Origin of the sequence: Micromonospora sp. DT233 (genome assembly GCF_049841815.1) — a bacterium.
GTDB lineage: Bacteria > Actinomycetota > Actinomycetes > Mycobacteriales > Micromonosporaceae > Micromonospora.
Window position 1 is genome coordinate 17,641 of sequence record NZ_JBNCLB010000001.1, and the last position, 26,929, is coordinate 44,569.

The following is a 26,929-nucleotide window of genomic DNA, read 5'->3' on the forward strand; positions in this document are numbered from 1 at the left end:
TCGTCAGACTGCGAAGGCGAGCACCAGGCCGAAGAGCGCGAGCGCCTCGACCAGAGCGAAGCCCAGGACCAGCCAGGTGCGGTTGTAGCCGGCGGACTCCGGCTGACGCGCGCTCGACTGGATGTAGGCCGCGAAGACCAGGGCGACACCGATGCCGGGGCCGATGGCGGCGAGGCCGTAGCCGATGGTGTTGACGCTACCGTCGATGGCGGCAAGAACGTCCATTGCGGGTATTCCTCCTAGTTGGCGCGTGAGGGCTCACGCGTACTCGGTTCGGTACCAGAAGCTTGGTCGGGCCGGGTGGCCCGCCGAGCCCGATCAGTGCTCGTCGGCGAGCGAACTCCCGATGTAGTTCGCGCTCAGCGTGACGAAGACGTAGGCCTGCAGGACGGCGACCAGCACCTCGAAGAAGGCCATCACGATCGCCATCAGGAAGGAGAAGACAGAGGTCACCTGGATGAACAGGCTGCTCGAGTTGAGCATCACGAAGCCGCCGACGGTGAAGACCAGCAGCAGCAGGTGGCCGGCGAACATGTTGGCGAAGAGTCGGAGGGCCAGCGTGACCGGCCGGACGATGAACGTCTGCAGAAACTCGATCGGGATCAGCAGGATGTGCATGGGCCACGGCACGCCCGGGATGACCAGGCTCATCTTGAGGTATTTGCCGAGGCCGTGTTTGCGGGCGCCGAGGTAGAGGTACATCACGTAGGAGATCGCGGCGAGCACGATCGGGAAGGCGATGTGCGAGTTCGGCGAGATCTGCAGCCCGGGCACGATGCTGAAGAGGTTGGTCAGTGTGATGAACGCGAACAACACCGTGAAGTAGGGCGCGAAGCGGACGCCCGCCGGGCCCATCTGCTCCTTGGCGATGTTGTCGCGGACCAACCCGTAGAGCGCCTCGGCGTAGAACTGGGTCTTTCCGGGAACCAGCGTGGGTTTCCGGTAGGCGTACAGGAAGAAGATGATCAGCAGCGCCACCGCGAGCCAGACCATGATGCCGAACTTCGTGACCCAGGGCCCGGCGACGTCCGGCGGGTAGAAATCCCCGACGCTGGGGGGCCAGGGAAGGTCCTGGGCGACGACCAGCTGTCCGCTCACCGTGTCATCCTCCGCACTCGACAGACCCGCGCGTGCTGGCACTCAAGCACTGAGCCTCTTCATGATCAGGTAAATCGCTCCGGCCGCGCCGAAGATCATGCCGACGGCTGCTCCGACACCGGTTCGGAGGTCGAGAAACCGCTCCACCAACCAACCGAGGAAGCCCCACACCACAATGCCGGCGAGCAGGTAGCCCAGAACGGCCCCTGCCACGCCCTCCGGCGAGGATTCGCCGGCTTTCTGGGGCTGTGGGTCGTCTGCCATGACCTGCCGAACAATATCAGCATCGACGCGCGGCGGTGTGCGGCACCCCCCACACGCTGGGAGCAGCGTGCGGGCCGAGGTGCGGGCGCGTAGGTCGTTGGTCAGGCTACTCCCGCTAGGGGCCCGGCGGCAGCCCGAAATGCCGGACAACGGGTGACGACCTACTTACTGCTCGCGGCGCTGGAAGGTGGGCAGCGGCGAGCGCAGGGCCCACGCCAGGTGGGTGCCCGTCCAGACCACGACGGCGATGATGATCGCCGCTCCCATGTCCGGCAGGCCGGGCCAGCCGGTGGCCGCGACGGCGGCCATCGTCAACCCCAGCACCACGATCTTCGTGGCGTAGGTGACCAGCCCCACCGACATGATCATCCGGGGGTGCACGGCGTCGGCCCAGGCCACCGAGAGGCCAGAGACCAGGTAGCTGGCGACGACGAGCGCGATCCCGGCGGCCACGCCGGCCGCCCCGGTGCCGCCGCGCAGCACCGCCGCGGTCGGGACCCCGATCAGCGCGAGCACCCCGCAGGCCAGCAGCGGCAGGCGCAGGTGCGGCAGGCGGGACCGGATGGCGCCGGGCTCGCCCGCACGGGGCTCGCTCATCGGGGACCCGCCGGCCGGGCCAGGGCGGGCCGCCCCGCCTGCTCGGAGCCCGGCCCGGCGGCCCGGAACTCTTCGAGGCCCGGCCCTCGGAGGGTGCTCGTCGCGTTCTTCACAACGAGAAAGTCTATGGGGCCGCACACTGGAGGCCGTGAGATGCCTCGTCACGGGTGCGACCGGCTACATCGGCGGGCGGCTCGCGCCCCGACTGCTGGCCCAGGGGCACACCGTGCGCTGCCTGGTCCGCCGGGCCAGCCGGCTGCGCGACGTGCCCTGGGCGGCGCAGACGGAGATCGTCGAGGCGGACCTGCGGCGGCCGGAGACGCTGCCGGCCGCGTTCGACGGCGTCGACGTCGCCTACTACCTGGTGCACTCGCTCGGCACCGCCGGCTTCGAGGCCGCCGAGCGGGAGTCGGCGGCCAACTTCGCCGCGGCGGCCCGCGCCGCGGGCGTACGCCGGATCGTCTACCTGGGTGGGCCGGAGCCGGCGGCCGGCGGCAAGGTCCCGTCGCCGCACCTGCGGTCGCGGGCCGAGGTGGGGCGGATCCTGCTGGCCAGCGGGGTGCCCACGGCGGTGCTCCGGGCGGCGGTGGTGATCGGGTCGGGCTCGGCGTCGTTCGAGATGCTGCGCCACCTCACCGAACGGCTGCCGGTGATGGTCACCCCGCGCTGGGTGCACAACCGGATCCAGCCGATCGCCGTGCGGGACGTGCTGGGCTACCTGGTCGGCTGCGCCACGCTGCCACCGCAGGTCAACCGGGCCTTCGACGTCGGCGGTCCGGACGTGCTCACCTTCGTCGACATGATGCAGCGCTACGCGCGGGTGGCCGGGCTGCGCGGGCGGGTCGTGCTGCCGGTGCGGGCGCTGACGCCGTCGCTCTCCTCGCACTGGGTCGGGCTGATCACGCCGGTGCCCAGCTCCATCGCCCGGCCGCTGGTGGAGAGCCTGATCCAGGAGGCCGTGGCCGGCGAGCACGACATCGCCCGGTACGTCCCCGACCCGCCGGGCGGGCTGACCGGCTTCGACCGGGCGGTCGAGCTGGCGCTGGTGAAGATCCGCAACGCGGAGGTGGAGACCCGGTGGTCCACCGCGAGCGGGCCGGACGCCCCGGCCGAGCCGCTGCCCAGCGACCCCGAGTGGTCCGGCGGGACGGTCTACACCGACGTACGCGAACAGGTCGTCGCCGCCCCGCCGGCGGCGCTGTGGTGGGTGGTCGAGGGCGTCGGCGGCGAGCACGGCTGGTATTCGTTCCCGCTGGCCTGGTCGGCGCGCGGCTGGCTGGACCGGCTGGTCGGCGGGGTGGGGCTGCGCCGGGGCCGGCGGGATCCGCACCACCTGCGGGTCGGCGAGGCGCTGGACTTCTGGCGGGTCGAACAGCTCGTGCCGGGTGAGCTGCTGCTGCTGCGCGCGGAGATGCGGCTGCCCGGCCGGGCCTGGCTGGAGTTGCGCGTCGAGCCGGTCGAGGGCGGTGGCAGCCGGTACGCCCAGCGCGCGATCTTCCTCCCCCGGGGGCTGGCCGGGCACGCCTACTGGAACTCGCTGCTGCCGTTCCACGCGATCGTCTTCGGCGGCATGGCCCGCAACATCGCCCGCACCGCCCGCCGCCGCACCCCACGCGGCTGCACCGTCCACGCCGCCGAGCACCCGACCGACCGCGCCTGACCGGCCCCGGCGCGTCCGGCCGACCCGGCTCCGCGCCCCACCGGCTCAGTTGCCGGTGCGTTGGCCGGTCAGCCGGTGGGCCACCGAGTCGCTGGGCGGGACGAAGTCGAGGATCGGCTCGTCGCGGAGCGCGTCGTGCAGGACCGCGCCGACCACGTCGACCAGGCGGGCCTGCACCGGCCAGCCCACCGCGTCGCGCGGGTCGTCGGGGTTGGCCGCGATCGAGGCGACGGCGAGCTGCGGGGTGAAGGCGACGACGGACTCCGTCCCGTTCCCCTCCGAGCTGCCGGTCTTGCCCGCCACCGGCCGGCCGAGCCGGGCGCGCAGGCCCGTGGCGGTGCCGCCGGTGCAGCCGCCGTACATCGACTGGTCGCCGACCGGGCAGCGGGCGGCGTCGGCGGCCCCCCGGGCCACGTCGACGTCGAGCGCCTGCCGGCAGGCCGGGCGTCCGGCGGCGACCGTCCGGCCGGCGGCGTCGACGATCGACAGCACCGGCGTGGGCGCGCACCACGTCCCCTCCGCCGCCACCGCGGCGTACGCCCCCGCCAGGTCCAGGGGGGTGGTGGCGGCTACGCCCAGGGTGAACGGCCCCCAGTCCCGCGCGCCGTAGCGGGCCATCCGGGCGTCGGGCTCGGCGCGCAGCCGGATGCCGAGCCGCTCGGCCATCTCCACCACCCGGTCCGCACCCACCTGCTCGGTCAGCCAGGCGAAGTACGTGTTGACCGAGCGGCCGAAGGCGTCCCACATCGTGCGTGGGCCGTCCATCCCGGCCGGGTCGGCGTTCGCCGGGCACCACTTGCCGCCGCAGTCGGCGGAGCCGCCGGTGACCGGGAACCGGGTCACCACGCGCGACGGCGCGTTGAACGCGGTGCTCAGCGGCAGCCCGGCCTCCAGCCCGGCGAGCAGGGTGAAGAGCTTGAACGTCGACCCGGCCTGATAGCCGTCGATCGTCCCGCCGCCGGCGACGAGCTGATTGACCGTGTTCGGCCGGTTCACCCAGCCCGGCGGGTTCTCCGCCACGCTGTAGTTCCGGTTGACCGCCAGGGCGAGCACCCGGCCGGTGCCCGGCTGCACCACGGCGGTCGGTGCGGCGCGGGCGTCGTCGACGCCGTAGACCCCGCGCACCTGCGCGGCGACGGTCTGCTGCACGGCCGGGTCGAGCGAGGCGATGATCTTGAAACCGCCCCGGCGCAGGGTGCGCTGCCGCTCGTCGACGGTGGCCCCGAAGGCGGGCTGCTCGTTCCACCACCGGGTGAACCAGTCGCAGAAGAAGCCCCAGTCGTTGTGCTCGCGCGGCACGGCCGTGCAGTCGTTCGGCGTCGTGCTCGGGCGCAGCGCCAACGGCTCGGCCTTCGCCGCCGCGGCCACCGCCGGCGCGACCTGGCCGGTCTCGACCAGCCGCTCCAACACGTACGCCCGGCGGCTCAGCGCCGCGTCGACGTCGCCGTCGATCGGGTCGTCGGTGTTCGGGGAGCGCATCAGGCCGGCCAGCAGCGCCGCCTCGGCCAGGGTGAGCTGGGCCGGCGGCTTGGAGAAGTACCGCTTGCTGGCGGCGGCCACCCCGTACGCCCCGGCGCCGAAGTAGGCGATGTTGAGATAGCCGGCGAGGATCTCGTCCTTGCTCATCTCCCGCTCCACCGCCAGGGCGTACCGCATCTCCTTGAGCTTGCGGGCGACGGTGATCTCGGTGGCCTCGGCCCGCTGCGCCTCGGTCAACGCCGGGTCGCTGGCCAGCACGTTGCGGACGTACTGCATGGTCAGCGTCGACGCGCCCTGCCGGGTGCCGTCGCGCTGGTTGGCGGTCAACGCCCGCAGCACGCCCCGGGCGTCGACGCCCCGGTGGCGGTAGAACCGGACGTCCTCGGCGGCGACGATGGCCTGGCGCATCGCCGGGGCCACCTCGGCCAGCGGCACGTCCACCCGGTCCTCGACGTAGAACGAGGTGATCAGGGTGGTGCCGTCGTTGGCGTAGAGGGTGGAGCGCTGGGCCGTGGGCGGCGTGCGCAGCGACTCGGGCAGCCCGGACCAGGGCCCGGTGAGCCCGCGCACGCCGATGCCGAAGACCAGGGCGGCCGGCAGGGCCGCCACGGCCAGCGCCAGCCCGGCGAGCACCCCGGCGAGCAGGATGGTGACCAGCTTGTCGAGACGACGGACCCGGATCATCAGCTCTCCCCGCAGGGCCGCTCAGGTTTGCGGACCCGTCCAGGATGACCCGAAACGCCCTACATCCCGCTGCTTTTCCCCGAACGAGGCCAAATATCGCGAGAAAGACCCACAACGCGCATTCCCGGCCTGTCGCCCCCGCCCCGCGCTCCTCCCCTGCCGCCCCCGCCCCGCGCTCCGGGCAAGATCCGAGCATCTTCGGGGAAGATGCTGCCTGAAAGCCCGATCGACCCAGCATTTTCCCTGAAGATGCTCGGATCTTGGGGCGCGTGGGGTGCGGCGCGGGCAGGGACGGCGGCGGGGCGGGACGGGACGGGCTACGGGAGCAGGGCGGCGGCGAGGGGGTGCACCGTTTCCTCGATCTCGTCGCCGATGCGGCTGAAGCACTGGTCGCCGCGCCCCCACGGGTCGTCGAGGTCGTCGGTGGCCAGCGGGGACGCGCCCTGCCGGGCGGCATGCGCGGCGGCGACCAGGGCCACCCCTCGGGCGTACACCGCGTCGGGGGTGGGCTCGGCGGTCGGCAGCCCGGTGGCGTCCACGGCCGCCAGCAGCCGGCCGAACTCGCCGAGCACGAAGGTGCGGGCCGCCGCGTCGGGGCGCAGCGCCAGCACGTACTCGTGTTGGTCGGCGGTGGCGGTGAGCACCAGGTCCGCGCCGTCGATCAGGTCGGAACGCAGCTTGCGGGCGGCGAACCCGGCCACCTCGCCGCCACGGGCGAGCACCTGGCGGGCCGCCGGGGGGTTCATCTCCTCCCCCGCGTGCCAACCGCCGGTGCCGGCGCTGTGGCTGTGCAGCAGCCCGTCGGCGTCGGCCACGTCGACGCCGCGTCGGGCCAGCCGCTCGCGGACGGCCAACGCCAGCAGCCGCTCCGCCATCGGCGAGCGGCAGATGTTGCCCATGCAGACGTGCAGGACGGTGAACGGCGACACTCAGCCCACCCGGCTTCCGATGATGTCCGGCACCACGTCGCGCAGCTTCTCGAACGCGATCGCCCCGTCGCGCAGCACCCGGGGCACCTCGCCGGTGAGGTCGACGATGGTGCTCGGGACCGGGTCGGGGCACGGCCCGGCCTCCAGGTACGTCCGCACGGAGTAGCCCAGTTGCTCCCGCGCCGCCTCGGCGGTGACCGCCGCCGGCTGGCCGGCCCGGTTGGCCGACGCCACCGCCATCGGGCCGGTCTCCCGCAGCACCTCCAGGGCCACCGGGTGCAGCGGCATCCGCACGGCGACGGTGCCGCCGGCGTCGCCCAGGTCCCACGACAGGCTCGGCGAATGCTCCACCACGATGGTCAGCGCGCCCGGCCAGAACGCCTCGACCAGCTCGCGGGCCGACCGGGGCAGCGTGAAGACCAGGCCGTCGAGGGTGTGCCGGGAGCCGATCAGCACCGGCGGGGGCTGCCGACCGACGCCCTTGGCGTCGGCGAGGGCCTTCACCGCGTACGGCGTGAAGGCATCCGCGCCGATGCCGTAGACCGTGTCCGTCGGCAGGACGACCAGCTCCCCGTTGCGGACGGCCTCGATGGCAGCGGCGATGCCGCGGTCCCGGTCGGCGGGCGACCGACAGTCGTAGAGCATCACGAGGAGCCAGTCTGCCACGCCTGCGCCCCGTCGGCCTGCTCGCCGCGATCGGGTTGCCCGGCAACTGCCGCCGGGCGGCGGCGGGCGGTGGCGAACCGGGGCCGCCCGGTGAGGTCCCGGTGGGCCTCGACCGCCTCGTAGCGGCCGTCGGCGGCCAGCAGCGCCGGCACCGCGTCGCCGTGGCTGTCGTCGTGCTCGATGCCGAGCACCCCGCCGGGGCGCAGCAGCCGCGCGGCGCGGTCGAGCACCGGCCGGATCACCGCCAGCCCGTCCGCCCCGCCGAAGACCGCCTCGTCCGGGTCGTGCGCCGCCACCTCCGGGGGCACGGCCACGGCGCGGGGCACGTACGGCGGGTTGCACAGCAGCACGTCCACCCGCCCGGTCAGGTCGGCCAGCAGGGCGGGGTCGGTGACGTCGCCGGCCACCACCTCGATCGGGGCGTCCCCGGCGGCGGCCCGGTCGGCGGCGTTGCGGCCCAGCCAGGCCAGCGCGGCCGGGGAGCGCTCCACCGCCACCACCCGGGCCCCGGGCGTCTCCTGGGCGACGGCCAGGGCGATCGCCCCCGACCCGCTGCACAGGTCCACCACCAGCGGTCCCCCGCCCGTCCCGGCGGCCGCCGCGCCCCGCAGCCGGGCCTGGTCGACGCCCCAGCCCGCGAGCAGTTCGGTCTCCGGCCGGGGCACGAAGACCCCCGGCCCGACCGCCAGCTCCAGGTGCCGGAAGGCGGCGCTGCCGGTGAGGTGCTGCAACGGCTCCCGGGCCGTCCGCCGGGCGACCAGGGCGTCGTACCGGTCGAGCTGGTCGGCGGTGAAGCCGTCGGTCAGCGCCAGCCGCCCCCGGGGCACGGCCAGCACGTGCGCGGCGAGCAGCTCGGCCTCTGCACGGGACGCCTCGACCCCCGCCGCGGCGAGCAGCCGCGCGGCACGGGCCACGACCACGGAGGGCCGCCGGCGTTCTGACCCTTCGGACGGGTGTTGCGAAAGGGAGGTCACGACATAATCATGAGGCGTCGCCGGGCCACGAACGACGTTGCGTGGTGGACGCACACCGACAGGGAGGTCGCGGGTGGGCTGGCTCGACCGGGTCGACGACCAGGTTGACATCCTGACCCGGGCCCGCGCCCTGCAGGAGGTGAGCCGCTCCGCCGAGGCCTGCGCCCTCCTCGAGAGGGTGATCGAGAACACCGCCGACCCGCACGCCCGCGCGGACGCGCTGGTGCAACGACTCTCCGCGCTGATCAATCTCGGCCGCACCGCCGAGTTCACCCGGGCCATCGAGGCGGCCTCCGCCGCCGTGCGGGACCTGCCCGAGCCGTACCTGCACGGGCACGTCAACGCGCTGGCCGCGCTCGCCGCCCACCACCAGGGCGCGCTCGACCGCTGCGTGACCCACCTGGTGAAGGCGGCCCGCGCCCTCAACGCCGTCGACGACCCGGACCGGGACACCGCATGGGGCTGGCACGACCTGGCGATGGCCTACTCCTACCTCAGCTTCCACGGCTACGCCCTCGGCGCCATCGAACGCGCCCGGCAACTCGGGATCGCCGCCGGGATCCCCGAGGAGACCTTCGCCGCGCCCGGCATCCGGCTGCGCAACGCCGTCGCCCTCGACCACAACGGCGACAGCGACGGCTGCCTGCGGGTGCTACGGGACGTCGCGGCGGATCTGAGCCGGTTCCTGCGCGGTGGGCAGGGCAGCCGGCTGCGCCCGAGCAGCCTCGCCGCGTACGGCTACGCCGCCGCCCGCCGGGCGGCGCTGGGCGAGCACGTGGAGGCGGGCACCGAGGCGGAGCCGGCCCGGCTGCTGGCGCACGGCGGGGACAGCGCCCGCGCCCGGGACATGCGCCAGCTCGGCCAGGTCTGCCTGGCCATCGCCGCCGGCAACCCGATCGAGGCGGTCACCCGGCTGGACACCGCGCGGGTCTCCACCGAGACCCTCGGCGCGGCCGAGCCCGCCCGGCTGCGCAGCATCGCGTACGCCCGGGGTGGTGACCACGCGGCGTCGCACCGCGCCGACCGGCACGCGTTCCGGCTCGCCGCGCAGCGCAACGACCGGCTGCGCGACGTCTACATCGACGGCATCGCCGCCCGCATCGACCACGAGGAGATGCGCCGCGAGGCGGCCCGCTACGAGGGCGAGGCGCTCACCGACCCGCTGACCGGGCTGCCCAACCGCCGCCGGTTGGAGCGCTACGTCGCGGCGGTGGTCAGCCGGGGCGAGCAGGTGGTGATCGGCGTCTGCGACCTGGACGGCTTCAAGGCGGTCAACACCCGCCACGGCCACCACTCCGGCGACCTGGTCCTCCAGCGCATCGCCGGGGTGATCAACCGGGTGATGCGCCGGGGCGACTTCGTGGCCCGCTACGGCGGCGACGAGTTCGTGGTGGTGCTCTCCGGCGCGGGCCGCTCCGAGGCCGGCGAGGTGGCCCGCCGGATCGCGGCGGCGGTGCGCACCGAGGACTGGGAGTCGCTGGTGCCCGGCACCCCGGTCGGGGTCAGCATCGGCTTCGCCGAGGTCAACCCCTCCGCCGCCGGGCTGCGCGAGGCGCTCGGCGAGGCGTTCGAGACCGCCGACCGGGAGATGCTGGCCGCCAAGGCCCGCTCCCGCTCGCGCGTCTCCTGAGCCCACCCGCGCGCCGAGGTCAGCGGCGGCTGAGCTCCGTGTCGCCGGCCAGGCGGGCGGCGCGGTCGGCCTCGGTGAGGGCGTCCAGCACGCCGTCCAGCTCCCCGGCGAGGGCCAGGTCCAGGTTGTACGCCGTGTAGCCGATCCGGTGGTCGGTGATCCGGTTCTGCGGGTAGTTGTAGGTGCGGATGCGCTCCGAGCGGTCCACGGTGCGCACCTGCGCCTTGCGCGCGTCCGAGGCGGCGGCGTCGGCCTGCTCCTGGGCGGCGGCCAGCAGCCGGGCCCGCATGATGCGCATCGCCTGCTCCCGGTTCTGCAGCTGGGACTTCTCGTTCTGGCAGGAGACCACGATTCCGGTCGGCAGGTGGGTGATCCGCACCGCCGAGTCGGTGGTGTTCACCGACTGCCCGCCGGGACCCGACGAGCGAAACACGTCGATGCGCAGCTCGTTGGGGTCGATGGTGACGTCAACGTCCTCCGCCTCGGGCAGCACCAGCACGCCGGCGGCGCTGGTGTGGATGCGCCCCTGCGACTCGGTGACCGGGACGCGCTGCACCCGGTGCACCCCGCCCTCCCACTTCAGCCGGGACCAGACGCCGTTGCCGCCGTCCGGGACGCCCTTGGTCTTGATCGCCAGCGAGACGTCCTTCACCCCGCCCAGGTCGGAGTCCTGCGCGTCGATGACCTCGGTGAGCCAGCCGTGCCGCTCGGCGTACCGGGTGTACATCCGCAGCAGGTCGCCCGCGAAGAGGGCGGACTCCTCGCCACCCTCGCCGGCCTTGATCTCGACGATCACGTCCTTGGCGTCGTGCGGGTCGCGCGGGATGAGCAGCTCGGCGAGGCGTTCCTCCAGCGCCGGCAGCCCGGCGGCGATCGAATCCGCCTCGGCGGCGAAGGAGGGCTCCTCGGCGGCCAACTCCCGGGCCGCGACCAGGTCGGCGCGGGCCTGCTCCAGCTCGCTGGCCGCCTTGTGCAGCGGCACCAGCTCGGCGTACCGGCGGCCGATCCGGCGGGCGAGGCCCTGGTCGGCGTGGATGGCCGGGTCCGCGAGCCGCTTCTCCAGCTCGGCGTACTCGTCGAGGAGGGCGGTCAGCCGCTCGCTGCTCATGCTGGGGGTGCTCCTTCGACGACGAGGACCGGCCGGCGGGGCTCGACCGGAAAAAGGGGCGATACGGACAGCGCCCGCGTCCGGCGGGAAGCCGGACGCGGGCGCCGAACGCGGAGCTACTTGGCCTTCTTGGCCTGAACCTTGGCGTACTTCTGCTGGAACTTGGCGACCCGGCCGGCCGTGTCGAGAACGCGCTGCTTACCGGTGTAGAACGGGTGGCAGGCGCTGCAGGTCTCGACGTGGATGGAACCGCCCTTGGCCGTGCTGCGGGTCGTGAACGTGCTACCGCAGGAGCAGCTGACCTCGGTGGTCGTGTACTGCGGGTGGATGTTGGACTTCATCGCCTCGGTCCTTTCGTGGGTGGTCGCCGGGTCGCCGTGCGGCCCCGGACGCGTGCTGCGTCGGGCGCGGGCGTGAACCGGAACCGGTGGCCGATTGACCAGTGTGCCATGGGCTTCGGCCGACCCGTCGAGCGGGCCGCACAGCAGGTCCGGCTTCGTCAACACCCCCGCCCGGTGTCGCATTCCCCCGGGCGGGGGGCAGGGCACCTGCCGCCGCCCACCGCCCGGAGAAGTCGGTGCGGCGTCCGGTGGTCGGTGTCCGATTCGCCCCGGGAACCGACCGGGCGGGGCAGACCGCCCCGGCTGAGCGCCACCCGCGGGCTGCCCGCCTCCGGCATGACCTCGGCCTGACCGTCTTCCAGGTGGCCGGGGGCGACTCCTGAACCGGCCCCGGGCCGGGCCCCGCGCCGACGCGTGTCGACGAAGGGCCCGGCCCGGGGGGCCTGGCGGCGCGGCTCAGGCGGCGCGGGACGCCGCCCGGGGGGTCAGCGCGACGGTGGCCTCGGCGCGGACGCCGTTGACCGTCACCGCCAGCACCACCGACGCCCCGGCCCGCAGCGCCGTCAACTGGCCGGTGGCCGGGTCGAAGCGGGCCACGTGCCAGGGCCGCACCCCGGCGGCCGAGCCGATGTGCACGCTCGGCGAGGCCGACCAGTCCGCGCTCACCGGGGCGGCCACCGGCACCGCCCGGCCGCCCGGCTGGGTCAGCGTCGCGGTGACCCGCGCCGGCGTGCCGACCGGCACCGTCTCCGGTGCGGTCACGGCGAGCCGGTCGACGTGGGCGTGCGTCTCGGCGCTCACCCAGCGGGGGCCCTCGGCGAGCGGGTTGAGGCGGGCCAGCGCGGCCTCGGCCGGGGTGACCGGGTCGACGCCGAACTCCGTCCAGCCGGTGAAGCCACCGAGCTGCGCCGGGGTGGAGGGGTTCTTCCCCGAGTTGCCGTTGATCACGTACGGCACGCCGTCGACCCGGTCGGCGTGGAACGCCCCAACGTGGCCGTTGACCACGAGCGCGCCCTTGCCGGTGCGGTGCTGGAAGTCGGCGACCCACTGCTCGACCAGGGCCGCCTCCTTGCGGTCACCGAGCTGGCTGGCCTTGGCCGGGCTGGGGTCGCGCGGCGGGTGGTGGAACAGCACGGCCACCGAGCCCACCGCCGGGTCGGCGGCGGCCCGGTCCAGGGTGTCGCGCAGCAACCGGACCTGGTCGAAGCCGCCCCCGCGCAGCGAGCCGGTGGCGGTGCTCAGGGTGAGAAAGCGGGTGCCGGCGTGATCGAAGACCCGCGACGTGGGCCCGAACACGGCGCTGAAGTTGGCGATCGGCGCGCCCATGATCTCGTGGTTGCCGGGGACGTAGTAGTAGGGCAGCGCGCCGCCCAGCTCCTCGTCGAGGATCCGCTTGGCCAGCGCGAAGTCCGCCGGGTACGCGGTGTCGACGAAGTCGCCGTTGATCACCAGGAAGTCCGGCTTCGCCGCCTTGACCTCGCGCAGCGTGCGACGGGCCTGGGCGACCAGGTCGCTGTCCGGGTCGGCGGCGACGAACTGGGCGTCGGACATCACCGCGAAGCGCCAGGGGGCGCCGTCGACGGTGCCGTCGCGCAGCACCACCCGGTCGGTGCGGGGCGCCTCGGCCGGCACCTCGATCGCCGGCGGCACCTTCGCCACCAGGTCGTCGATGACGACCTCGCTGGTGTACTGCGCGGCGGCGTTGGTCTCGGCGACGTAGAACCGGCGCACCCGCACCGGGTACTGCACGCCGGCCGGGACGGCGAACTCCACGTAGCGCCAGCCGGTCCAGTCGATCAGCGGGCCGCGCAGCACGTGCTGGGTGTCCTGGGCGTCGTGCAGGTGCAGGCTGGGCCACTCGCCGTGGCCGCTGCCGTTGATCCACATGCCGAACGCCTGCGGCTGGCCGGGCACGTCGATCCAGGCCGGCGGGTCCGCGTACGCGGCGCGGGTGCCGGTGGACTGGCTGAAGTCGTACGACAGCTTCAGGCCGGTGCCGGTGTGGCCCGGCGCGGGGGCGACCGAGCCGCTGGCGCGGGCCTGGCTGAACTTCCAGGCCGCCGCGTCGTCGAAGCCGGCCACCGGCACGTCGGTCAGCCCGATGGTCACCGGCAGCACCGTGCTGCGGCTGCCGACCCTGGCGGTGACCAGCGCGGAGCCGGTGCCGGCGAGCGCCTTCACCGCGAGGTTGCCGTCCTCGGTGGGGGTGATCTCCAGCAGCGACCGGTCGTAGTCGAGCTTGACGTCGGCGGGCTCGATGGGGGCGGTGTTGCCCTCGGCGTCGTAGCCGACGATGCCGGAGACGGCGGTGGCGCCCGCCCCGGTCAGGCCGACCCGGTCGGTCGTGGCGTCGATGCGGGCCAGCGGGCCGAGCACGGTCAGGGCGAGGGTGCCGTCGGCGTCGCCGCGCCGCGCGGTGACGGTGGCGGGGCCGGGCAGGCCGGCCCGGAAGACGCCGTCGCGGGCGACCAGGCCCCGCAGCACGGGGCTCACCCGCCAGGTCGGGGCGCCGGCCGCCGGGCCGTACGTCTCGTCGTGGCCGGTGGCGGTGAGCCGGCGGGTCAGGCCGGGGAAGACCCGGTCGGGGCGACCGCCGCGGATCGGGGCGACGCCCGGCGCGGCGGTGGGGTCGCTGGTGGTGCGCAGCCAGTACCCGGTGAGCCGGCCGCTGCCCTTCGGCGCGTAGATGGCCAGGCCGTTGGGGACGGGGCGCTCGCTGCCGTCGGAGGGGGCGTTCTCCACCCGCACGGTCTCCTCGCCGGGGCGGCGGGCCAGCAGGGTCGACGAGCCGCCGCCGTCGAGGTTCAGCGCGCTCGACGCGCCGAGCTCGGCCATCATCCGGCCCATCTCGGTCTGGGTGACGCCGCGGCTGTCGGCCTGCCGGCCGTCCACGGTGAGCATGATCATGCGGCGGCCGTCGGCGGTGAAGCCGACCGAGGTGCGCGGCGCGAGGGTGGGGTCGTCGATGCTCTGCACCACCCCGTCGCGGACCAGCACGCTGGCGCCGCCGATCGCCGCGCGCAGGGTGCCGCCGTCGGAGGCCTTCGGCCGGTACGCCACGCTCACCGCGTCGCCCGGCCGCAACCCGGCCAGGGCGTCCGCGCCCGCGTCGCGGCCCAGCAGCACGGTCGTGCCGGCCGGGATCGGGCCCGTGCCGGCCGCCGTGGTCACGCTGGCGACGCGGCCGTCGACCACGATCACCTCGGTGACGCGGGCCGCGCCCTCGACCGCCCGCTGCCGGGTGTACGCCCCCCAGAGCGGCGTGAAGAGCCCGATCCCGCCCGGCTGCACCATGTTGTTGAACTGGGTCAGCGACACCGGGCCGGCGGGCAGGGTGGCGGTGCCGTCGAAGTTGACCTGGATCACCCGGCCGAGGCCGTCGGCGCTGATCGCCACGGCGTTGTTGTGCCCGGCGACGGGCGACTGCACCAGCTCGCCCGCGCGCACCCCGATCCCCTGCGCGGCACCGGAGTTGTTGATGTCGAAGAAGTCGCCGTTGACGGCGGCGACGGCCCGGGAGCGGTCCACGGCGGCGCGCAGCGGCTCGTCCTTCGACACCGCACCGGAGTTGACGTAGTCGACCGCGAGGCCGCCGGAGAGGTCGGCGGTGAGCGCGTCGGCGCGCAGCCAGCCGTCGGCGTCGTACCGGTCGAAGGAGGTCAGGTCGAGGCCGGGGGCGACCGGCCGGGTGGTCTTGGCGGTCTCCAGGCCGCCGGCCGGCTCGACGCCCGAGGCGGCGCGGGCGGCGGCGGTGGCCGCGCCCGGGTCGGCGGCGAGGGCGACCGGCTCGGCCGACGCGGACGACGCCCGGGGGGCGTCCTCGGCGGTGGTGGCGGTGGCGGGGCCGGCGACCGGGCCGGCGGTGGCCGGCGTCAGGCCGGCCAGGGCGAGGAGCGGCGTCAACAGCAGGACGCCGGCGAGGTGAGCGGATCGACTGCGGGTGCGCATGGACCCCAGTCAACCGACCCTGAATAGAAGTTTCAATACCTTACGGCCCAACCGAAGAAAAACTTCAACCCCTCCCCCGGGGCCGTGGAGACGCGAAGGGGCACGGCCGCTGCCGGCCGTGCCCCTTCGCTGCCGTACGGATCAGTCCCCCGGGGTGGACTTCGCGATCTGCATCAGGAACTCGATGTTGGTACGGGTCTGCTTGAGCTTCTCGAGCAGCAGGTCCAGCGCCGCCTGCGAGTCCAGCGAGTGCAGGACCTTGCGGAGCTTGTGGAGGATGGCCAACTCCTCCGGTGCCAGCAGGACCTCTTCCTTACGGGTGCCGGACGGGTTGATGTCGATGGCCGGGAAGGTCCGCTTGTCGGCGATCTTCCGGTCCAGCTTCAGCTCCGCGTTACCGGTGCCCTTGAACTCCTCGAAGATGACCGTGTCCGCCATGGAACCGGTCTCCACCAGGGCGGTGGCGAGGATGGTCAGCGAGCCGCCGTTCTCGATGTTGCGGGCCGCGCCGAGGAACCGCTTCGGCGGGTAGAGCGCCGTGGAGTCGATACCACCCGACATGATCCGGCCGGAGGCCGGCGCCGCCAGGTTGTACGACCGACCGAGCCGGGTCACGGAGTCGAGCAGCACGACGACGTCGTGCCCCAGCTCGACCAGCCGCTTCGCCCGCTCGATCGCCAACTCCGCGACGGTGGTGTGGTCCTGCGGCGGACGGTCGAACGTGGCCGCGATGACCTCGCCCTTGACCGACCGGGTCATGTCGGTGACCTCTTCGGGCCGCTCGTCGACCAGCACCACCATCAGGTGGCACTCCGGGTTGTTGTGCGTGATCGCGTTCGCGATCGCCTGGAGCACCATGGTCTTGCCGGCCTTGGGCGGCGAGACGATCAGCGCCCGCTGACCCTTGCCGATCGGCATCACCAGGTCGATGACGCGGGTCGTCAGGATGTGCGGCTCGGTCTCCAGCCGCAACCGCTCCTGCGGGTAGAGCGGGGTGAGCTTGTAGAACTCCGGGCGACGCTTCGCCTCGTCCGGCTCCATCCCGTTGACCGTGTCCAGCCGCACCAGCGGGTTGTACTTGTCCCGCCGCTGCTCGCCGTCGCGGGCCGCCGCGCGCACGGCACCGGTGATCGCGTCGCCGCGCCGCAGGCCGTACTTCTTGATCTGCGACATCGAGACGTACACGTCGTTCGGGCCGGCCAGGTAGCCGGTGGTCCGGACGAAGGCGTAGTTGTCGAGCACGTCGATGATGCCGGCGACCGGGACGAGGACGTCGTCCTCGCTCACCTGCGGCTCGCGGCTCGAACCGCCGACGGAGACGTTGTCGCCCTCGCCGCGCTCGCCACGGCCCCGCCGGCGATCCCGGAAGCGGCTGCGCCGGCCACGCCGGCCGCCGTTCTCGTCGTCGTCGTCGTGGTCCCGCTCGACACGCTGTCCCCGGTCGTTGCGGTCGCCCCGGTCGGCACGCTCGGTGCGGTCGGCACGGTCGGCACGGTCGCCCCGATCGTTGCGCTCGGCGCGATCGGCACGGTCGCCCCGATCGTTGCGCTCGGCACGATCGCCCCGGTCGCCCCGGTCGTTGCGCTCGGTGCGGTCGGCACGCTCGGTGCGATCGCCCCGGTCGGTGCGGTCGGCACGCTCGGTGCGGTCGGCCCGGTCGGCACGCTCGGTGCGCTCGCCCCGGTCGGTGCGCTCGGCACGCTCGCCCCGGTCGGCCTGGTCCCGGCCGCCCCGGCCCTCGCCCCGCTCCCGACGGCTCTCGCCGCGGTCGGTGGGTTCGGTCGTGACGGCCACGGCCTGCGGCTCCTCGGTGCGGCTCTCGGCCGGCCGAGGCTCGGCCTCGGCGGGCCGGGAGTCGACCACGGCGGGCCGGGAGTCGACAGCAGCGCCGGCGCGGCTGCGCCGGGCCCGGGTGCGTCCCTCGGTCGGCGCGGCAGCGGCCGGCTCCGCCGACACCCGGCTCTGGCCCGTGGCCGGTGCCCGGCTCTGGTCCGCGCCGACCGGAGCCGGAGAGACCTCCGCGCGCACCTCCTCACGGGTGGCAGCGGCCGCAGCCGCCACCTCGGCGCGCGGTCGAGGGGTCCCGGCGGCGGCGCCGCCCTGCCGCTCGGAGATCGCGCTGATCAGCTCGCCCTTGCGCATGCGGGCCGTGCCGGAGATGCCGAGCGACGCGGCCAGGCTCTGGAGCTCCGGCAGCAGCATCGCCGACAGGCCGGTGCCGCTGCGTCGACGGCGGACGGGGGCGGCGGCGGTGGCATCGCCAGCGACGTTGGAAACATCCGACGTCACGTCGGTGGTGTCGCTCAATGGATTCCTTCCCTCGATAGGCCGGGACTGCCCGGGGTCGACAAGCAGGTGGCCGGGCGGCCTCGGTGCACCCGCCTCGCATGACGCGTCGCGGGAGACTGTGACACAGCAGCCGGTCGATTTCCCGACTCACCAACCTCGGTGAGCAGCTCTCGCCCTCTGCGGCGACCTGCGGAAACTGCGGTGCGGCGTGGGCCTTGAGCAGAGGTGACGGGCTGACCGCCGAGAGCTTCAGGGGTGCGCCGACCCGCAGGGAGATCGCATGCTTCGCGGCTGTGCTAAGTCTAGAGCGTAATCAACTCTTCCGACCTGCGGCAACAGGGTCCCGCTCGGCGTGTCCCAGTGTACCCCGTGCGGACCGCGCTCCGTGCACCTCTATACCCAACCGCCACCTGCGCCAACCTGTTCCTGCGCCGAGGTTCGCCGGCGGCTCGCTCAACGCCAGGACCGTCGGACCCGCCCCACTGACCACGGCGGCCACACCGGCCGCACGCAACGCATCGACCAGGGCGGACGTCTCCGGCATCCCCTCGGCGCGGTAGCCCTGGTGCAGCCGGTCGACCGTCGCGGGCAAAAGCAGCTCCGGCGCGCGGGTCAGGGCGTGCACCAGCAGCGCCGCCCGGCCGGCGGTGAGGGCGGCGTCGCCGTGCGGGACGGCACCGGGCAGCGCGGCCCGGGCCACCGCCGTCAGCCCCCGCTCCTCGGGCACGAAGAGCGTCGGGCGCACCCGCGCGTCGACGGCCAGCGAGACCGCCCGCGCCCCCGAGGGCTCCGTCCAGGCGATCGTGAAGCCACCGAGCAGGCAGGGGGCGACGTTGTCCGGATGCCCCTCGAGCTGCGCCGCCAGGCGCAACGCCCCCGCGTCGTCCAACCGGGTCGCGCCGTCGGCGACGAGCGCGCGGGCCAACTGCACGCCGGCCACGATCGCGGCGGACGAGGAACCCAGGCCCCGGGCCTGGGGAATACGGTTGACGCACTCCACCGCGAGGCCCGGCGGCTGCCCGCCCAGCGCGTCGAAGGCGGCCCGCATCGCCCGGACGACGAGATGGGCGTCGTCGTCGGGCAGCTCGCCCGCGCCCTGCCCGGTCACCGTCACCCGCACGCCGTCGGGCACCACCTCGGCGGCCACGTCGTCGTACAGGGCGAGCGCCAGCCCCAGCGCGTCGAACCCCGGCCCGAGGTTGGCGCTGGTCGCCGGGACCCGGACCTTCACCGGCCCGGACACGAATGTCGTCGACACGCGCCCATGCTAGGCCGCGCCCCGCCCCGGCCGCGGCCCGCCCGCCCGGTCCGTGGGATTCGACCACCTCCGATAGCCTGGCCCGCACCACCCGAGACGGGAGACGGCGTGCAGTCCCTGCTCTACTCCGCCATCCAGTTCGCCGTCCAGCTCCCGACCCTGCTGGTGCTGGTCGCGGGGGTGGTGCTGGCCGTGCTGACGCGCGACCGGCTGCCCCGGCGCTCCCGCACGCTGCTGGTCTGCGGCGCGCTGGTGCTGCTGGTCGGCGCGCTGCTCAACCTCGCCTGGTTGGTGGTCATCCCCCGGCTGCACCAATCCGGGACGTCGGCGGGCGACATCGGCTGGCTCAGCGGCGGCCTCGGCCTGGTCTCGGCGGTGCTCAACCCCGTCGGCCTGGGCCTGCTGGTCGCCGCGGCGCTGACCGGCCGGCGCCCCAACGCCTGACCCACCCGCCGCGCGACCCAACCCACCACGCGATCCACCCACCGCGCGACGCCCGCGAGCCCGGCCCTCGGGCGGGAGCCCGGCGCCCCGCCGGGGCGGGTCAGCGGGCCGGGGCGGGGTCGGTGGCCGGCTCCCCGGTCAGCGAGAGCCGGCGGGTGGCGATCCGCCAGCCGACCGCGTAGACCAACGTGACCAGGCCACAGCCGGCCAGCACCACCCGCTCGTCGACCAGGTCGACCACCCCGGCCACCACGAGCTGACTGACCGAGATCGCGAGCGTCGCCAGCATCATGTCGGTGGCGAAGACCCGGCCGCGCAGCCGGTCCGGCACCTCGCCCTGCAGGGCGAAGTTCGACAGCACCCAGTTGCTCCCGCCGGCCAGGTGCGCCACGAAGACCAGCGCCAGCACCAGCGGGAACCAGCCCACCACCGACGTGCCGAGGTAGGCCACGCCGTACAGGGACATCGACAGGGCCAGGCCGGGCAGCAGCCAGGCCCGTCTGGTCAGCGCCCGGCGCATCAGGATCGGCCCGATCAGGGCGCCCGCGCCGCGCACCGCGAAGAGCAGGCCGGCGCCGAGCGGGCCCACCCCGTACACGCCGGCCAGCAGCGGGAAGACGGTGAGCACGCCGTTGCCCAGCCCGACGGCCGACTTCACCGTGACCAGCGCCAGCACCCGGGGACGGTGGGCGATGTAGCCGAGGGCCTCCCGGATCGCCGGCCAGGTGCGCTGCGCCGGCACGGCGGCGTCGCGGGGGGCCTGCAAGGGGCGGCGGATCAGCGCCGCCAGCCCCGCCGCCGCCGTCAACGCGCCCGCCGCCACCCAGAAGCAGACGTACGGGCCGGCGGCGGCGCTGAGCACCCCGCCCAACGAGGCACCCACCACCGTCATGGTGCCCCAGGCGGAGCCCGCCACCGCGTTACCGGCGGCCAGTTCCTCCGGGTCGAGCACGTTGGGCAGGGCGGCCTGGGCGGCCGGGGAGTAGAACGCCTTCGCCACCGCCATCACGGCGACCGCCGCCATCGCCAGCCACGCCGTGTCGGCGCTGCGGACGCCGAGCAACAGCAGCACGCCGAGCAGGGCGGCCAGGTTGGCCACCATCATGATCTTCTTGCGGTCGAACCGGTCGGCGATCGTGCCGGTGTACGGCAGCAGCAGCGCCACCACGCCGGTGTCCACGGCCAGCACGAGCGCGCCCCAGACGCCGCTGCCGGTCAGCTTCGGCAGCAGCACGAGCAGCGGCACCATGACGAACCAGTCGGCGCCGAAGACCACCAGCTCAGCCAGGAAGAGGTTGCGGAAGTTCCGGTTGCGGACCAGGACCGAGACGGTGGGCGACACGGGGAAAGACCCTACCCGGCGGCGGCCGGCGGTCCCGCCGGCCGCCGCCGGGCCCGCCGCCGCCGACCGACACCGTCCACCATGGCCCCCGCCTCCGGGCGGACCGCCGTCGAGGGGGCGATCCGACACCCGTCAGTATGCGATCGCCGGCCCGGGGCGCGGAGTCGGATCCGCGACGCATCCCGGCGCGACACGTGCCGGGCCCGACACGAGCCGGGCCCGACACGGCCCGGCGCGACACGAGCCGGGCCCGACACGGCCGTGCCGGGCGGCCCGACGCGGCACGCCCCCGCCGGGCGGACCCGGCGGGGGCGTGTCGTGGTCGTGCCCGGCTACTCGGGCGGCGGCAGCGGCGACTGCCGACTCCTCGGCAGCCGCAGCACCTCGAACTGGTCGGTGCCGTCCAGCAGCGCCGCCGACGGCGCCGGCCGGGCCTCGGCGGTGGGACGCGACGGTGCCGCCGTCGGCGTCGGCTCGGGATCACTGGCCGGGGCGTCGCCCGGGACCGGTGCCTCGGGCTCCGCCGGGTCACCGCCGCGCCGCTGGCGGCGGGCCCGCAGCGACTCCTTGGTGTGCTCCACCATGGTGTAGAGCGTCGGGACCAGGATCAGCGTGAGCAGGGTGGAGCTGAGCAGGCCACCGATCACCACGACCGCCAGCGGCTTGGAGATGAAGCCACCCTCGCCGGTCAACCCGAATGCCATCGGCAGCAGGGCGAAGATCGTCGCCACCGCGGTCATCAGGATCGGACGCAGCCGGCGTCGGCCGCCCTCGATCACCGCCTCGCCGACCGGCATGCCCTGCGCCCGGTACTGGTTGACCAGGTCGAGCAGCACGATCGCGTTGGTCACCACGATGCCGACGAGCATCAGGACGCCGATCAGCGCCGGCACGCCCAGCGACGTGCCGGTGGCCAGCAGCAGGCCGATCGCCCCGGTCGCCGCGAACGGGATCGAGATGAGCAGGATCAGCGCCTGGGTGAGGCTGCGGAACGTCGCCACCATGATCAGGAAGACGATCGCGATGGCGGCCAGCACGGCCAGCCCCAGGTCGGCGAACGCGTCGGCCTGGTCGGCACTGACCCCGCCGATGCTGATCTTCGCGCCGGGCACGTCGATCGCGTCCAGCTTCTTCTGCAACTCCTCGGTGGTCGCGCCGAGGTTCGACCCGGTCGCCGTGCCGGTGACCGTGACGCTGCGCTCGCCGTCGATCCGGGTCACCTGCTGCGGCCCCTCGGCCGGGGTGACGTCGGCGATGTCGTCCAGCTTGACCGGGCCGACCCGCAGGGCGCGCAGCTCCTCCACGGTCGTCGGCGGCTTGCCGGCGGAGCGCAGCACCACGTCCTGCTGCCCGCCGTCGAGGGTCACCTGCCCCAGCGGGGAACCCCGGTAGAGCTGGGACACGAGCTGCCCGACGGCGGCCTCGGTGAGCCCCGCCTTCGCCGCGGCCAGCCGGTCGACGGTGACGTCCACCCGCGGCACCCGCTCGGCCAGGGTGGACGAGACGTCCTCGACCTCGGCGGTGTCGGCCATCGCCACCCGCACCTGCTCGGCCGCCCGCGTCAGCACCTCCTGGTCGGCCGCCTGGATCACGACCGCCAACTGGTTGGTCGACGCGCCGCCCTGGCCGACGCCGAAGCTGAGCTCGCCCACGCCGGGGCCGAGGTCGTCGAACTCCCGGCGCAGCGTCTCCTTCACCTCGGCCACGTCGGCGTCGCCGTCGAGCGCGACCGAGTAGCTGGCCGCGTTGTTGCCGCCCGCCGCGAAGATCTGCTCGCTGCCGCCGGCGCTGACCTGGTACGTCTTGACGCCGTCGGTGCGGGTCAGCACCGCCTCGACCCGGCGGGCCGCCTCGTCGGTGGCCGCCAGGCCGCTGCCGGCCGGCAACTGCTGGCTGATGGTCAGGGTGTCCTGGCCGGAGTCGTCCAGGAAGTTGGTCTTCAGCGCGCTGGAGAGCCCGAAGGTGCCCAGCAGCACCAGCACGCCCAGGCCCAGGGTGATCCAACGGGTCGCCCGGCTGCGGGTGGCGAAGCTGATCGCCGGCAGGTACGCCCGCTGCAACGGGCTGCGCAGCTCCTTGGCCTCGGCGGCCCGCCGGGCGGCGTCGTCCGTCCCGCCCTTGGGCTTGAGGAACCAGTACGCCAGCACCGGGATGACCGTCAGCGAGACCAGCAGCGAGGCCAGCAGGGCCACCGTCACGGTGATCGCGAACGGCGCGAAGAGCTGCCCGACGAAGCCGCCGACCAGCGCGATCGGCAGGAAGACGGCCACCGTGGTCAGGGTCGACGCGGTCACCGCCCCGGCCACCTCACGGACCGCCGTGAGGATCGCCTGCCGCTTCGGCTCGCCGTACTCCAGATGTCGTTTGATGTTCTCCAGGACCACGATCGAGTCGTCGACCACCCGGCCCACGGCGATGGTCAGCGCGCCGAGGGTGAGCAGGTTGAGCGAGTAGTCGCCGATCCAGAGGACGATCAACGCCACCAGCACCGACAGCGGGATGGAGACCGCGGTGACGATGGTGGAGCGCACCGACAGCAGGAAGACCAGGATGACCAGGACCGCCATGACCAGGCCGAGCAGGCCCTCGGTGGCGAGGCTCTCGATGGACTTCTCCACGAAGGGCGCCTGGTCGAACACGACGGTCAGCTCCGCGCCGGAGGCGGCCCGCAGGTCGGCGAGGCGGTCGCGGATCTCGTTGGAGATCTCGACGGCGTTGCCGTCCGGCGCGGCGGTGACCGCGATGCCGAGGCTGTCCTGGCCGTTGGTGCGGGTGAACGAGGTGGCCGGGGCGAGCTGCTGCTCCACGGCCGCCACGTCGCCGAGCCGGACCGGGGTCGACTTCGGCGTGCTGGAGGTCAGCACGATGCTCTTGAGGTCGTCGACGGAGCGGATCGGCGTACCCACCTGGACGGTGAGGGCCCGCGTGCCGTCGCTGACCGCGCCGGCCGGCACGGCGACACCGTTGGTCTTCAGGGCCGTGCCGATCGCGGTCGGCGGGAGCTTCGCGGCGGCCAGCTTGGCCTGGTTCGGGGTGACCGTGACGACCTGGTCGCGGGTGCCGGTCACGTCGACCGTGCGGACCCCCTCGATCGACTCCAGGTCCGGCACCACGGTGTCGCGCAGCTTGTCGGCCAGCACCCGCTGGTCACCGCCGCCGCCGGTGGCGGCGACCACCACGGCCGGAAGGTCGTCGGTGCCGCCGGTGAGCACCTGCGGGTCGACGCCCTCGGGGAGCTGGGCCTCGATCCGGCTCAGCGCGGTCTGCATCTTGTTGACCACGTCGTCCAGGTCGGTGCCGAAGACGAACTGCACCTGGACGGTGGCGGCGCCCTCGCGGGAGGTCGAGGTGACCTCCTCCAGGCCGGGGATGCCCTGGAGGCTCTTCTCGATCGGCTCGGTGACCTGGGACTCGACGATCTCGGGCGCGGCGCCGGGATAGGGCGCGATGACGAACGCGCCGGGGAACTCCAGCGACGGCAGGAGCTGCTGCTTCAACGACGGCACAGCGAACAGACCGAACAGCGTCAGGACCACCGCGATGAGGGCCACCAGCCCCCGGTTGGCGAGGCTGAATCTGGCAAGCAGTGACATCGGCGTGGCTCACTCCTGAAACGGAAGGCGGAACAGCTCGGTGAGAAAGAGTGTGCCGCACCGGCCCCGCCGCGTGACGCGCGGGCGTCGCCCGCCCGGCCGCCCCCGTCCGCCGGCGGCGGTCAGACCAGATCGAGGGCGCGGGCGGCGGCCAGCGGGTCGTTGCCGATGGTGATGGGGGCGGGCGCGGTGGAGATCGCCCACTCCGGGTCCTTGAGGCCGTGGCCGGTCACCGTGCAGACGATCGTGGCACCGGCCGGGACCCGGCCGGCGGCGGCCTGCTGGAGCAGCCCGGCCACGCTCGCCGCGCTGCCCAGCTCGACGAAGACCCCGACCTCGCGGGCCAGCAGCCGGTACGCGGCCAGGATCTCCCGGTCGGAGACGGCGGCGATCAGCCCGCCGGAGGCGTCCCGGGCGTCGACGGCCTTGGTCCAGCTCGCCGGGTTGCCGATCCGGATGGCGGTGGCGATGGTGGAGGGCTCCGGCACGACCTGGCCGGTGACGATCGGGGCCGCCCCGGCGGCCTGGAAGCCGTACATCCTCGGGGCCTTCGTGGCGTTGCCGTCACGTAGGTCCTCCGAGTACCCCATCCAGTACGCGGAGATGTTGCCGGCGTTGCCGACCGGCAGGCAGTGGATGTCCGGGGCGTCGCCGAGCGCCTCGACGATCTCGAACGCGGCGGTCTTCTGCCCCTGCAACCGGTCGGGGTTGACCGAGTTGACCAGCGCGACCGGGAAGTCCTGGGCGAGCTTGGCGGCGGTGGCGAGGCAGTCGTCGAAGTTGCCGGTGACCTGGAGCAGCTTCGCGCCGTGCACCAGCGCCTGGGCCAGCTTGCCCAGGGCGATCTTGCCCTGCGGCACCAGCACGGCGCAGGTGATCCCGGCGCGCGCGGCGTACGCGGCGGCGGAGGCGCTGGTGTTGCCGGTCGAGGCGCAGATGATCGCCTTGTCGCCGTGCTCGACGGCCTTCGAGACCGCCAGGGTCATGCCCCGGTCCTTGAACGAGCCGGTCGGGTTGGCCCCCTCCACCTTGAGGTAGACCTCGGCGCCGAGCCGGGCGGAGAGCACCGGGGCGGGCACCAGCGGGGTGTTGCCCTCGTGCAGCGTGACGACGGGAGTCGCGGCGGTGACCGGCAGCCGGTCCCGGTACGTCTCGATCAGGCCCCGCCACATGTCGCTCTCCTCGCCTCTGCCGCCCCGCCGTGCCGGGCCGCCTCGCCTCCAGGGTGACCCACGGTCCCCGGCCCGGGGCCGGCGCACCCGCGCCTAACCATCAGGCGAGACGCGATCGTGACCCGGGTCGCTCAGGCCCCGCCCTCCACCCGCAGCACGCTCGCCACCGACCGGACGTTGTCCAGCCCGCGCAGCTGCTCGACGGTGGCCGCGAGCGCGGCGTCGGGCGCCACGTGGGTGACGATGACCAGCTCCGCGTCGGCGCCGGAGGCGACCCGGCCGCCGCCCGCCGCGCCCTGCCGGACGGTGGCGATCGACACGTCGTGCGCGGCGAAGACCCCGGCCACCGAGGCCAGCACGCCGGGACGGTCGGCCACGTCCAGGCTGACGTGGTAGCGGGTCAGCGCCTCCCCCATCGGCCGCACGGCCAGCCCCGCGTACGCGGACTCGCTGGCCGCGCGCACCCCGGCGAGGCGGTTGCGGGCCACCGCCACCACGTCGCCGAGCACGGCGCTGGCCGTCGGCGCGCCGCCCGCGCCCCGGCCGTAGAACATGAGCTGCCCGGCCGCCTCGGCCTCGACGAAGACCGCGTTGAAGGCGTCGCCGACGCCGGCCAGCGGGTGGCTCAGCGGGATCATCGCGGGGTGCACCCGCACGCCGACGGTCTCCGCGCCGGCGGCGTCGCGCCCCCGGGCGGCGATGCAGAGCAGCTTGATCGTGCAGCCCATCGCCTTGGCGCTGGCCACGTCGGCGGCGGTGACCTCGGTGATCCCCTCGCGGTGCACATCGGCGGCGGTGACCCGGGTGTGGAACGCCAGCGAGGCGAGGATGGCCGCCTTGGCGGCGGCGTCGAAGCCCTCCACGTCGGCGGTCGGGTCGGCCTCGGCGTAGCCCAGCGCGGTGGCCTCCTCCAGCGCCTCGGCGAAGCCGGCGCCGGTGGCGTCCATCGCCGAGAGGATGAAGTTGGTGGTGCCGTTGACGATGCCGGTGACCCGGTTGACCCGGTCGCCGTGCAGCGACTCGCGCAGCGGGCGCAGCAGCGGGATGGCCCCCGCCACCGACGCCTCGTAGTAGAGGTCCGCCCCGCCCTCGGCGGCGGCGTCGTGCAGGGCCGCGCCGTCCTCCGCCAGCAGCGCCTTGTTGGCGGTGACCACGCTCTTGCCCGCCCGCAGCGCCTCCACCAGCCAGCCCCGGGCCGGCTCGATCCCGCCGACCACCTCGATCACCACGTCGACGTCGTCGCGCTTGACCAGCCCGAGCGCGTCGGTGGTGAAGAGCACGTCGTCGACCGGCAGGGCGCTGCGGTCCCGGCCGAGCCGACGCACGGCGATCCCGGCGATCTGCAGGGGCGCGCCGATCCGGGCGGCGAGGTCGGCGGACTGCTCGTGCAGCAGCCGCACCACCTCGCTGCCGACGGTTCCGCAGCCGAGCAGCGCCAAGCGCACAGGTTGGG

The 26,929-nt window shown here is 74.3% G+C and carries 20 protein-coding genes; 3 read left to right on the plus strand and 17 right to left on the minus strand.

The window, feature by feature from the left end; all coding sequences use genetic code 11:
* Positions 1-3: 3 nt before the first annotated feature.
* The 4 genes from atpE to ACLQ2V_RS00110 all read right to left on the minus strand — a co-directional run bounded on the left by atpE (position 4) and on the right by ACLQ2V_RS00110 (position 1,959).
* Positions 4-225: an ATP synthase F0 subunit C gene (gene atpE, locus ACLQ2V_RS00095; RefSeq protein WP_425716261.1), complete on the minus strand. Its 222-nt coding sequence runs from the start codon at positions 223-225 to the stop codon at positions 4-6.
* Between the two features lie 93 nt (positions 226-318).
* The gene (gene atpB, locus ACLQ2V_RS00100) at positions 319-1,140 is read right to left on the minus strand and encodes a F0F1 ATP synthase subunit A (protein WP_425716262.1); all 822 of its coding nucleotides are present in this window, start codon (positions 1,138-1,140) and stop codon (positions 319-321) included.
* Positions 1,141-1,362 carry a hypothetical protein gene (locus ACLQ2V_RS00105; RefSeq protein WP_425716263.1) on the minus strand — a complete coding sequence of 74 codons (222 nt, stop codon included), beginning with the start codon at positions 1,360-1,362 and terminating at the stop codon, positions 1,141-1,143.
* 165 nt (positions 1,363-1,527) lie between these two features.
* Positions 1,528-1,959, minus strand: coding sequence for a hypothetical protein (locus tag ACLQ2V_RS00110; protein ID WP_425716264.1), 432 nt, complete (start codon positions 1,957-1,959; stop codon positions 1,528-1,530).
* Positions 1,960-2,107: 148 nt separating this feature from the next.
* Between ACLQ2V_RS00110 and ACLQ2V_RS00115 the strand changes: the two genes are divergently transcribed.
* Positions 2,108-3,619 carry an SDR family oxidoreductase gene (locus ACLQ2V_RS00115; protein ID WP_425716265.1) on the plus strand — a complete coding sequence of 504 codons (1,512 nt, stop codon included), beginning with the start codon at positions 2,108-2,110 and terminating at the stop codon, positions 3,617-3,619.
* A 45-nt stretch (positions 3,620-3,664) separates the two neighbouring features.
* Here the strand turns inward: ACLQ2V_RS00115 and ACLQ2V_RS00120 are convergent, their stop codons facing one another.
* The 4 genes from ACLQ2V_RS00120 to prmC form a co-directional block, all read right to left on the minus strand.
* Positions 3,665-5,782, minus strand: coding sequence for a transglycosylase domain-containing protein (locus tag ACLQ2V_RS00120; protein WP_425716266.1), 2,118 nt, complete (start codon positions 5,780-5,782; stop codon positions 3,665-3,667).
* Between the two features lie 317 nt (positions 5,783-6,099).
* On the minus strand, positions 6,100-6,711 hold the full coding sequence (locus tag ACLQ2V_RS00125) for a phosphotyrosine protein phosphatase (protein ID WP_425716267.1): 612 nt from the start codon (positions 6,709-6,711) through the stop codon (positions 6,100-6,102).
* The gene (locus ACLQ2V_RS00130; RefSeq protein ID WP_425716956.1) at positions 6,712-7,356 is read right to left on the minus strand and encodes an L-threonylcarbamoyladenylate synthase; all 645 of its coding nucleotides are present in this window, start codon (positions 7,354-7,356) and stop codon (positions 6,712-6,714) included.
* A complete protein-coding gene (gene prmC / locus ACLQ2V_RS00135) occupies positions 7,356-8,351 on the minus strand; it encodes a peptide chain release factor N(5)-glutamine methyltransferase (RefSeq protein ID WP_425716268.1) in 996 nt (331 codons plus the stop codon). The genes ACLQ2V_RS00130 and prmC overlap by 1 nt, the downstream gene beginning before the upstream one ends.
* Before the next feature lie 73 nt (positions 8,352-8,424).
* Between prmC and ACLQ2V_RS00140 the strand changes: the two genes are divergently transcribed.
* A complete protein-coding gene (locus ACLQ2V_RS00140; protein WP_425716269.1) occupies positions 8,425-9,981 on the plus strand; it encodes a diguanylate cyclase domain-containing protein in 1,557 nt (518 codons plus the stop codon).
* A 19-nt stretch (positions 9,982-10,000) separates the two neighbouring features.
* Here ACLQ2V_RS00140 and prfA read toward each other — a convergent pair whose 3' ends face one another.
* From prfA to thrB, 5 genes are all read right to left on the minus strand, one after another.
* Positions 10,001-11,089, minus strand: a complete 1,089-nt coding sequence (prfA, locus tag ACLQ2V_RS00145) for a peptide chain release factor 1 (protein ID WP_425716270.1) — start codon at positions 11,087-11,089, stop codon at positions 10,001-10,003.
* A gap of 116 nt (positions 11,090-11,205) precedes the next feature.
* A complete protein-coding gene (gene rpmE, locus ACLQ2V_RS00150; RefSeq protein WP_425716271.1) occupies positions 11,206-11,430 on the minus strand; it encodes a 50S ribosomal protein L31 in 225 nt (74 codons plus the stop codon).
* A 456-nt stretch (positions 11,431-11,886) separates the two neighbouring features.
* Positions 11,887-15,378: a phosphodiester glycosidase family protein gene (locus tag ACLQ2V_RS00155; protein ID WP_425716272.1), complete on the minus strand. Its 3,492-nt coding sequence runs from the start codon at positions 15,376-15,378 to the stop codon at positions 11,887-11,889.
* A 141-nt stretch (positions 15,379-15,519) separates the two neighbouring features.
* On the minus strand, positions 15,520-17,685 hold the full coding sequence (rho, locus tag ACLQ2V_RS00160) for a transcription termination factor Rho (protein ID WP_425716273.1): 2,166 nt from the start codon (positions 17,683-17,685) through the stop codon (positions 15,520-15,522).
* A 295-nt stretch (positions 17,686-17,980) separates the two neighbouring features.
* Entirely contained in the window at positions 17,981-18,925 is a 945-nt protein-coding gene (thrB, locus tag ACLQ2V_RS00165) for a homoserine kinase (protein ID WP_425716274.1), read from the minus strand.
* A 108-nt stretch (positions 18,926-19,033) separates the two neighbouring features.
* Here thrB and ACLQ2V_RS00170 point away from each other — a divergent pair, with 108 nt between their 5' ends.
* A complete protein-coding gene (locus ACLQ2V_RS00170) occupies positions 19,034-19,369 on the plus strand; it encodes a hypothetical protein (RefSeq protein WP_425716275.1) in 336 nt (111 codons plus the stop codon).
* Positions 19,370-19,469: 100 nt separating this feature from the next.
* Here the strand turns inward: ACLQ2V_RS00170 and ACLQ2V_RS00175 are convergent, their stop codons facing one another.
* The 4 genes from ACLQ2V_RS00175 to ACLQ2V_RS00190 form a co-directional block, all read right to left on the minus strand.
* Positions 19,470-20,711: an MFS transporter gene (locus ACLQ2V_RS00175; RefSeq protein ID WP_425716276.1), complete on the minus strand. Its 1,242-nt coding sequence runs from the start codon at positions 20,709-20,711 to the stop codon at positions 19,470-19,472.
* 332 nt (positions 20,712-21,043) lie between these two features.
* Positions 21,044-24,304: an efflux RND transporter permease subunit gene (locus ACLQ2V_RS00180; protein ID WP_425716277.1), complete on the minus strand. Its 3,261-nt coding sequence runs from the start codon at positions 24,302-24,304 to the stop codon at positions 21,044-21,046.
* Positions 24,305-24,426: 122 nt separating this feature from the next.
* Positions 24,427-25,476, minus strand: coding sequence for a threonine synthase (thrC, locus tag ACLQ2V_RS00185; protein WP_425716278.1), 1,050 nt, complete (start codon positions 25,474-25,476; stop codon positions 24,427-24,429).
* Positions 25,477-25,607: 131 nt separating this feature from the next.
* Positions 25,608-26,921 carry a homoserine dehydrogenase gene (locus ACLQ2V_RS00190; RefSeq protein ID WP_425716957.1) on the minus strand — a complete coding sequence of 438 codons (1,314 nt, stop codon included), beginning with the start codon at positions 26,919-26,921 and terminating at the stop codon, positions 25,608-25,610.
* Between the last annotated feature and the right edge of the window lie 8 nt (positions 26,922-26,929).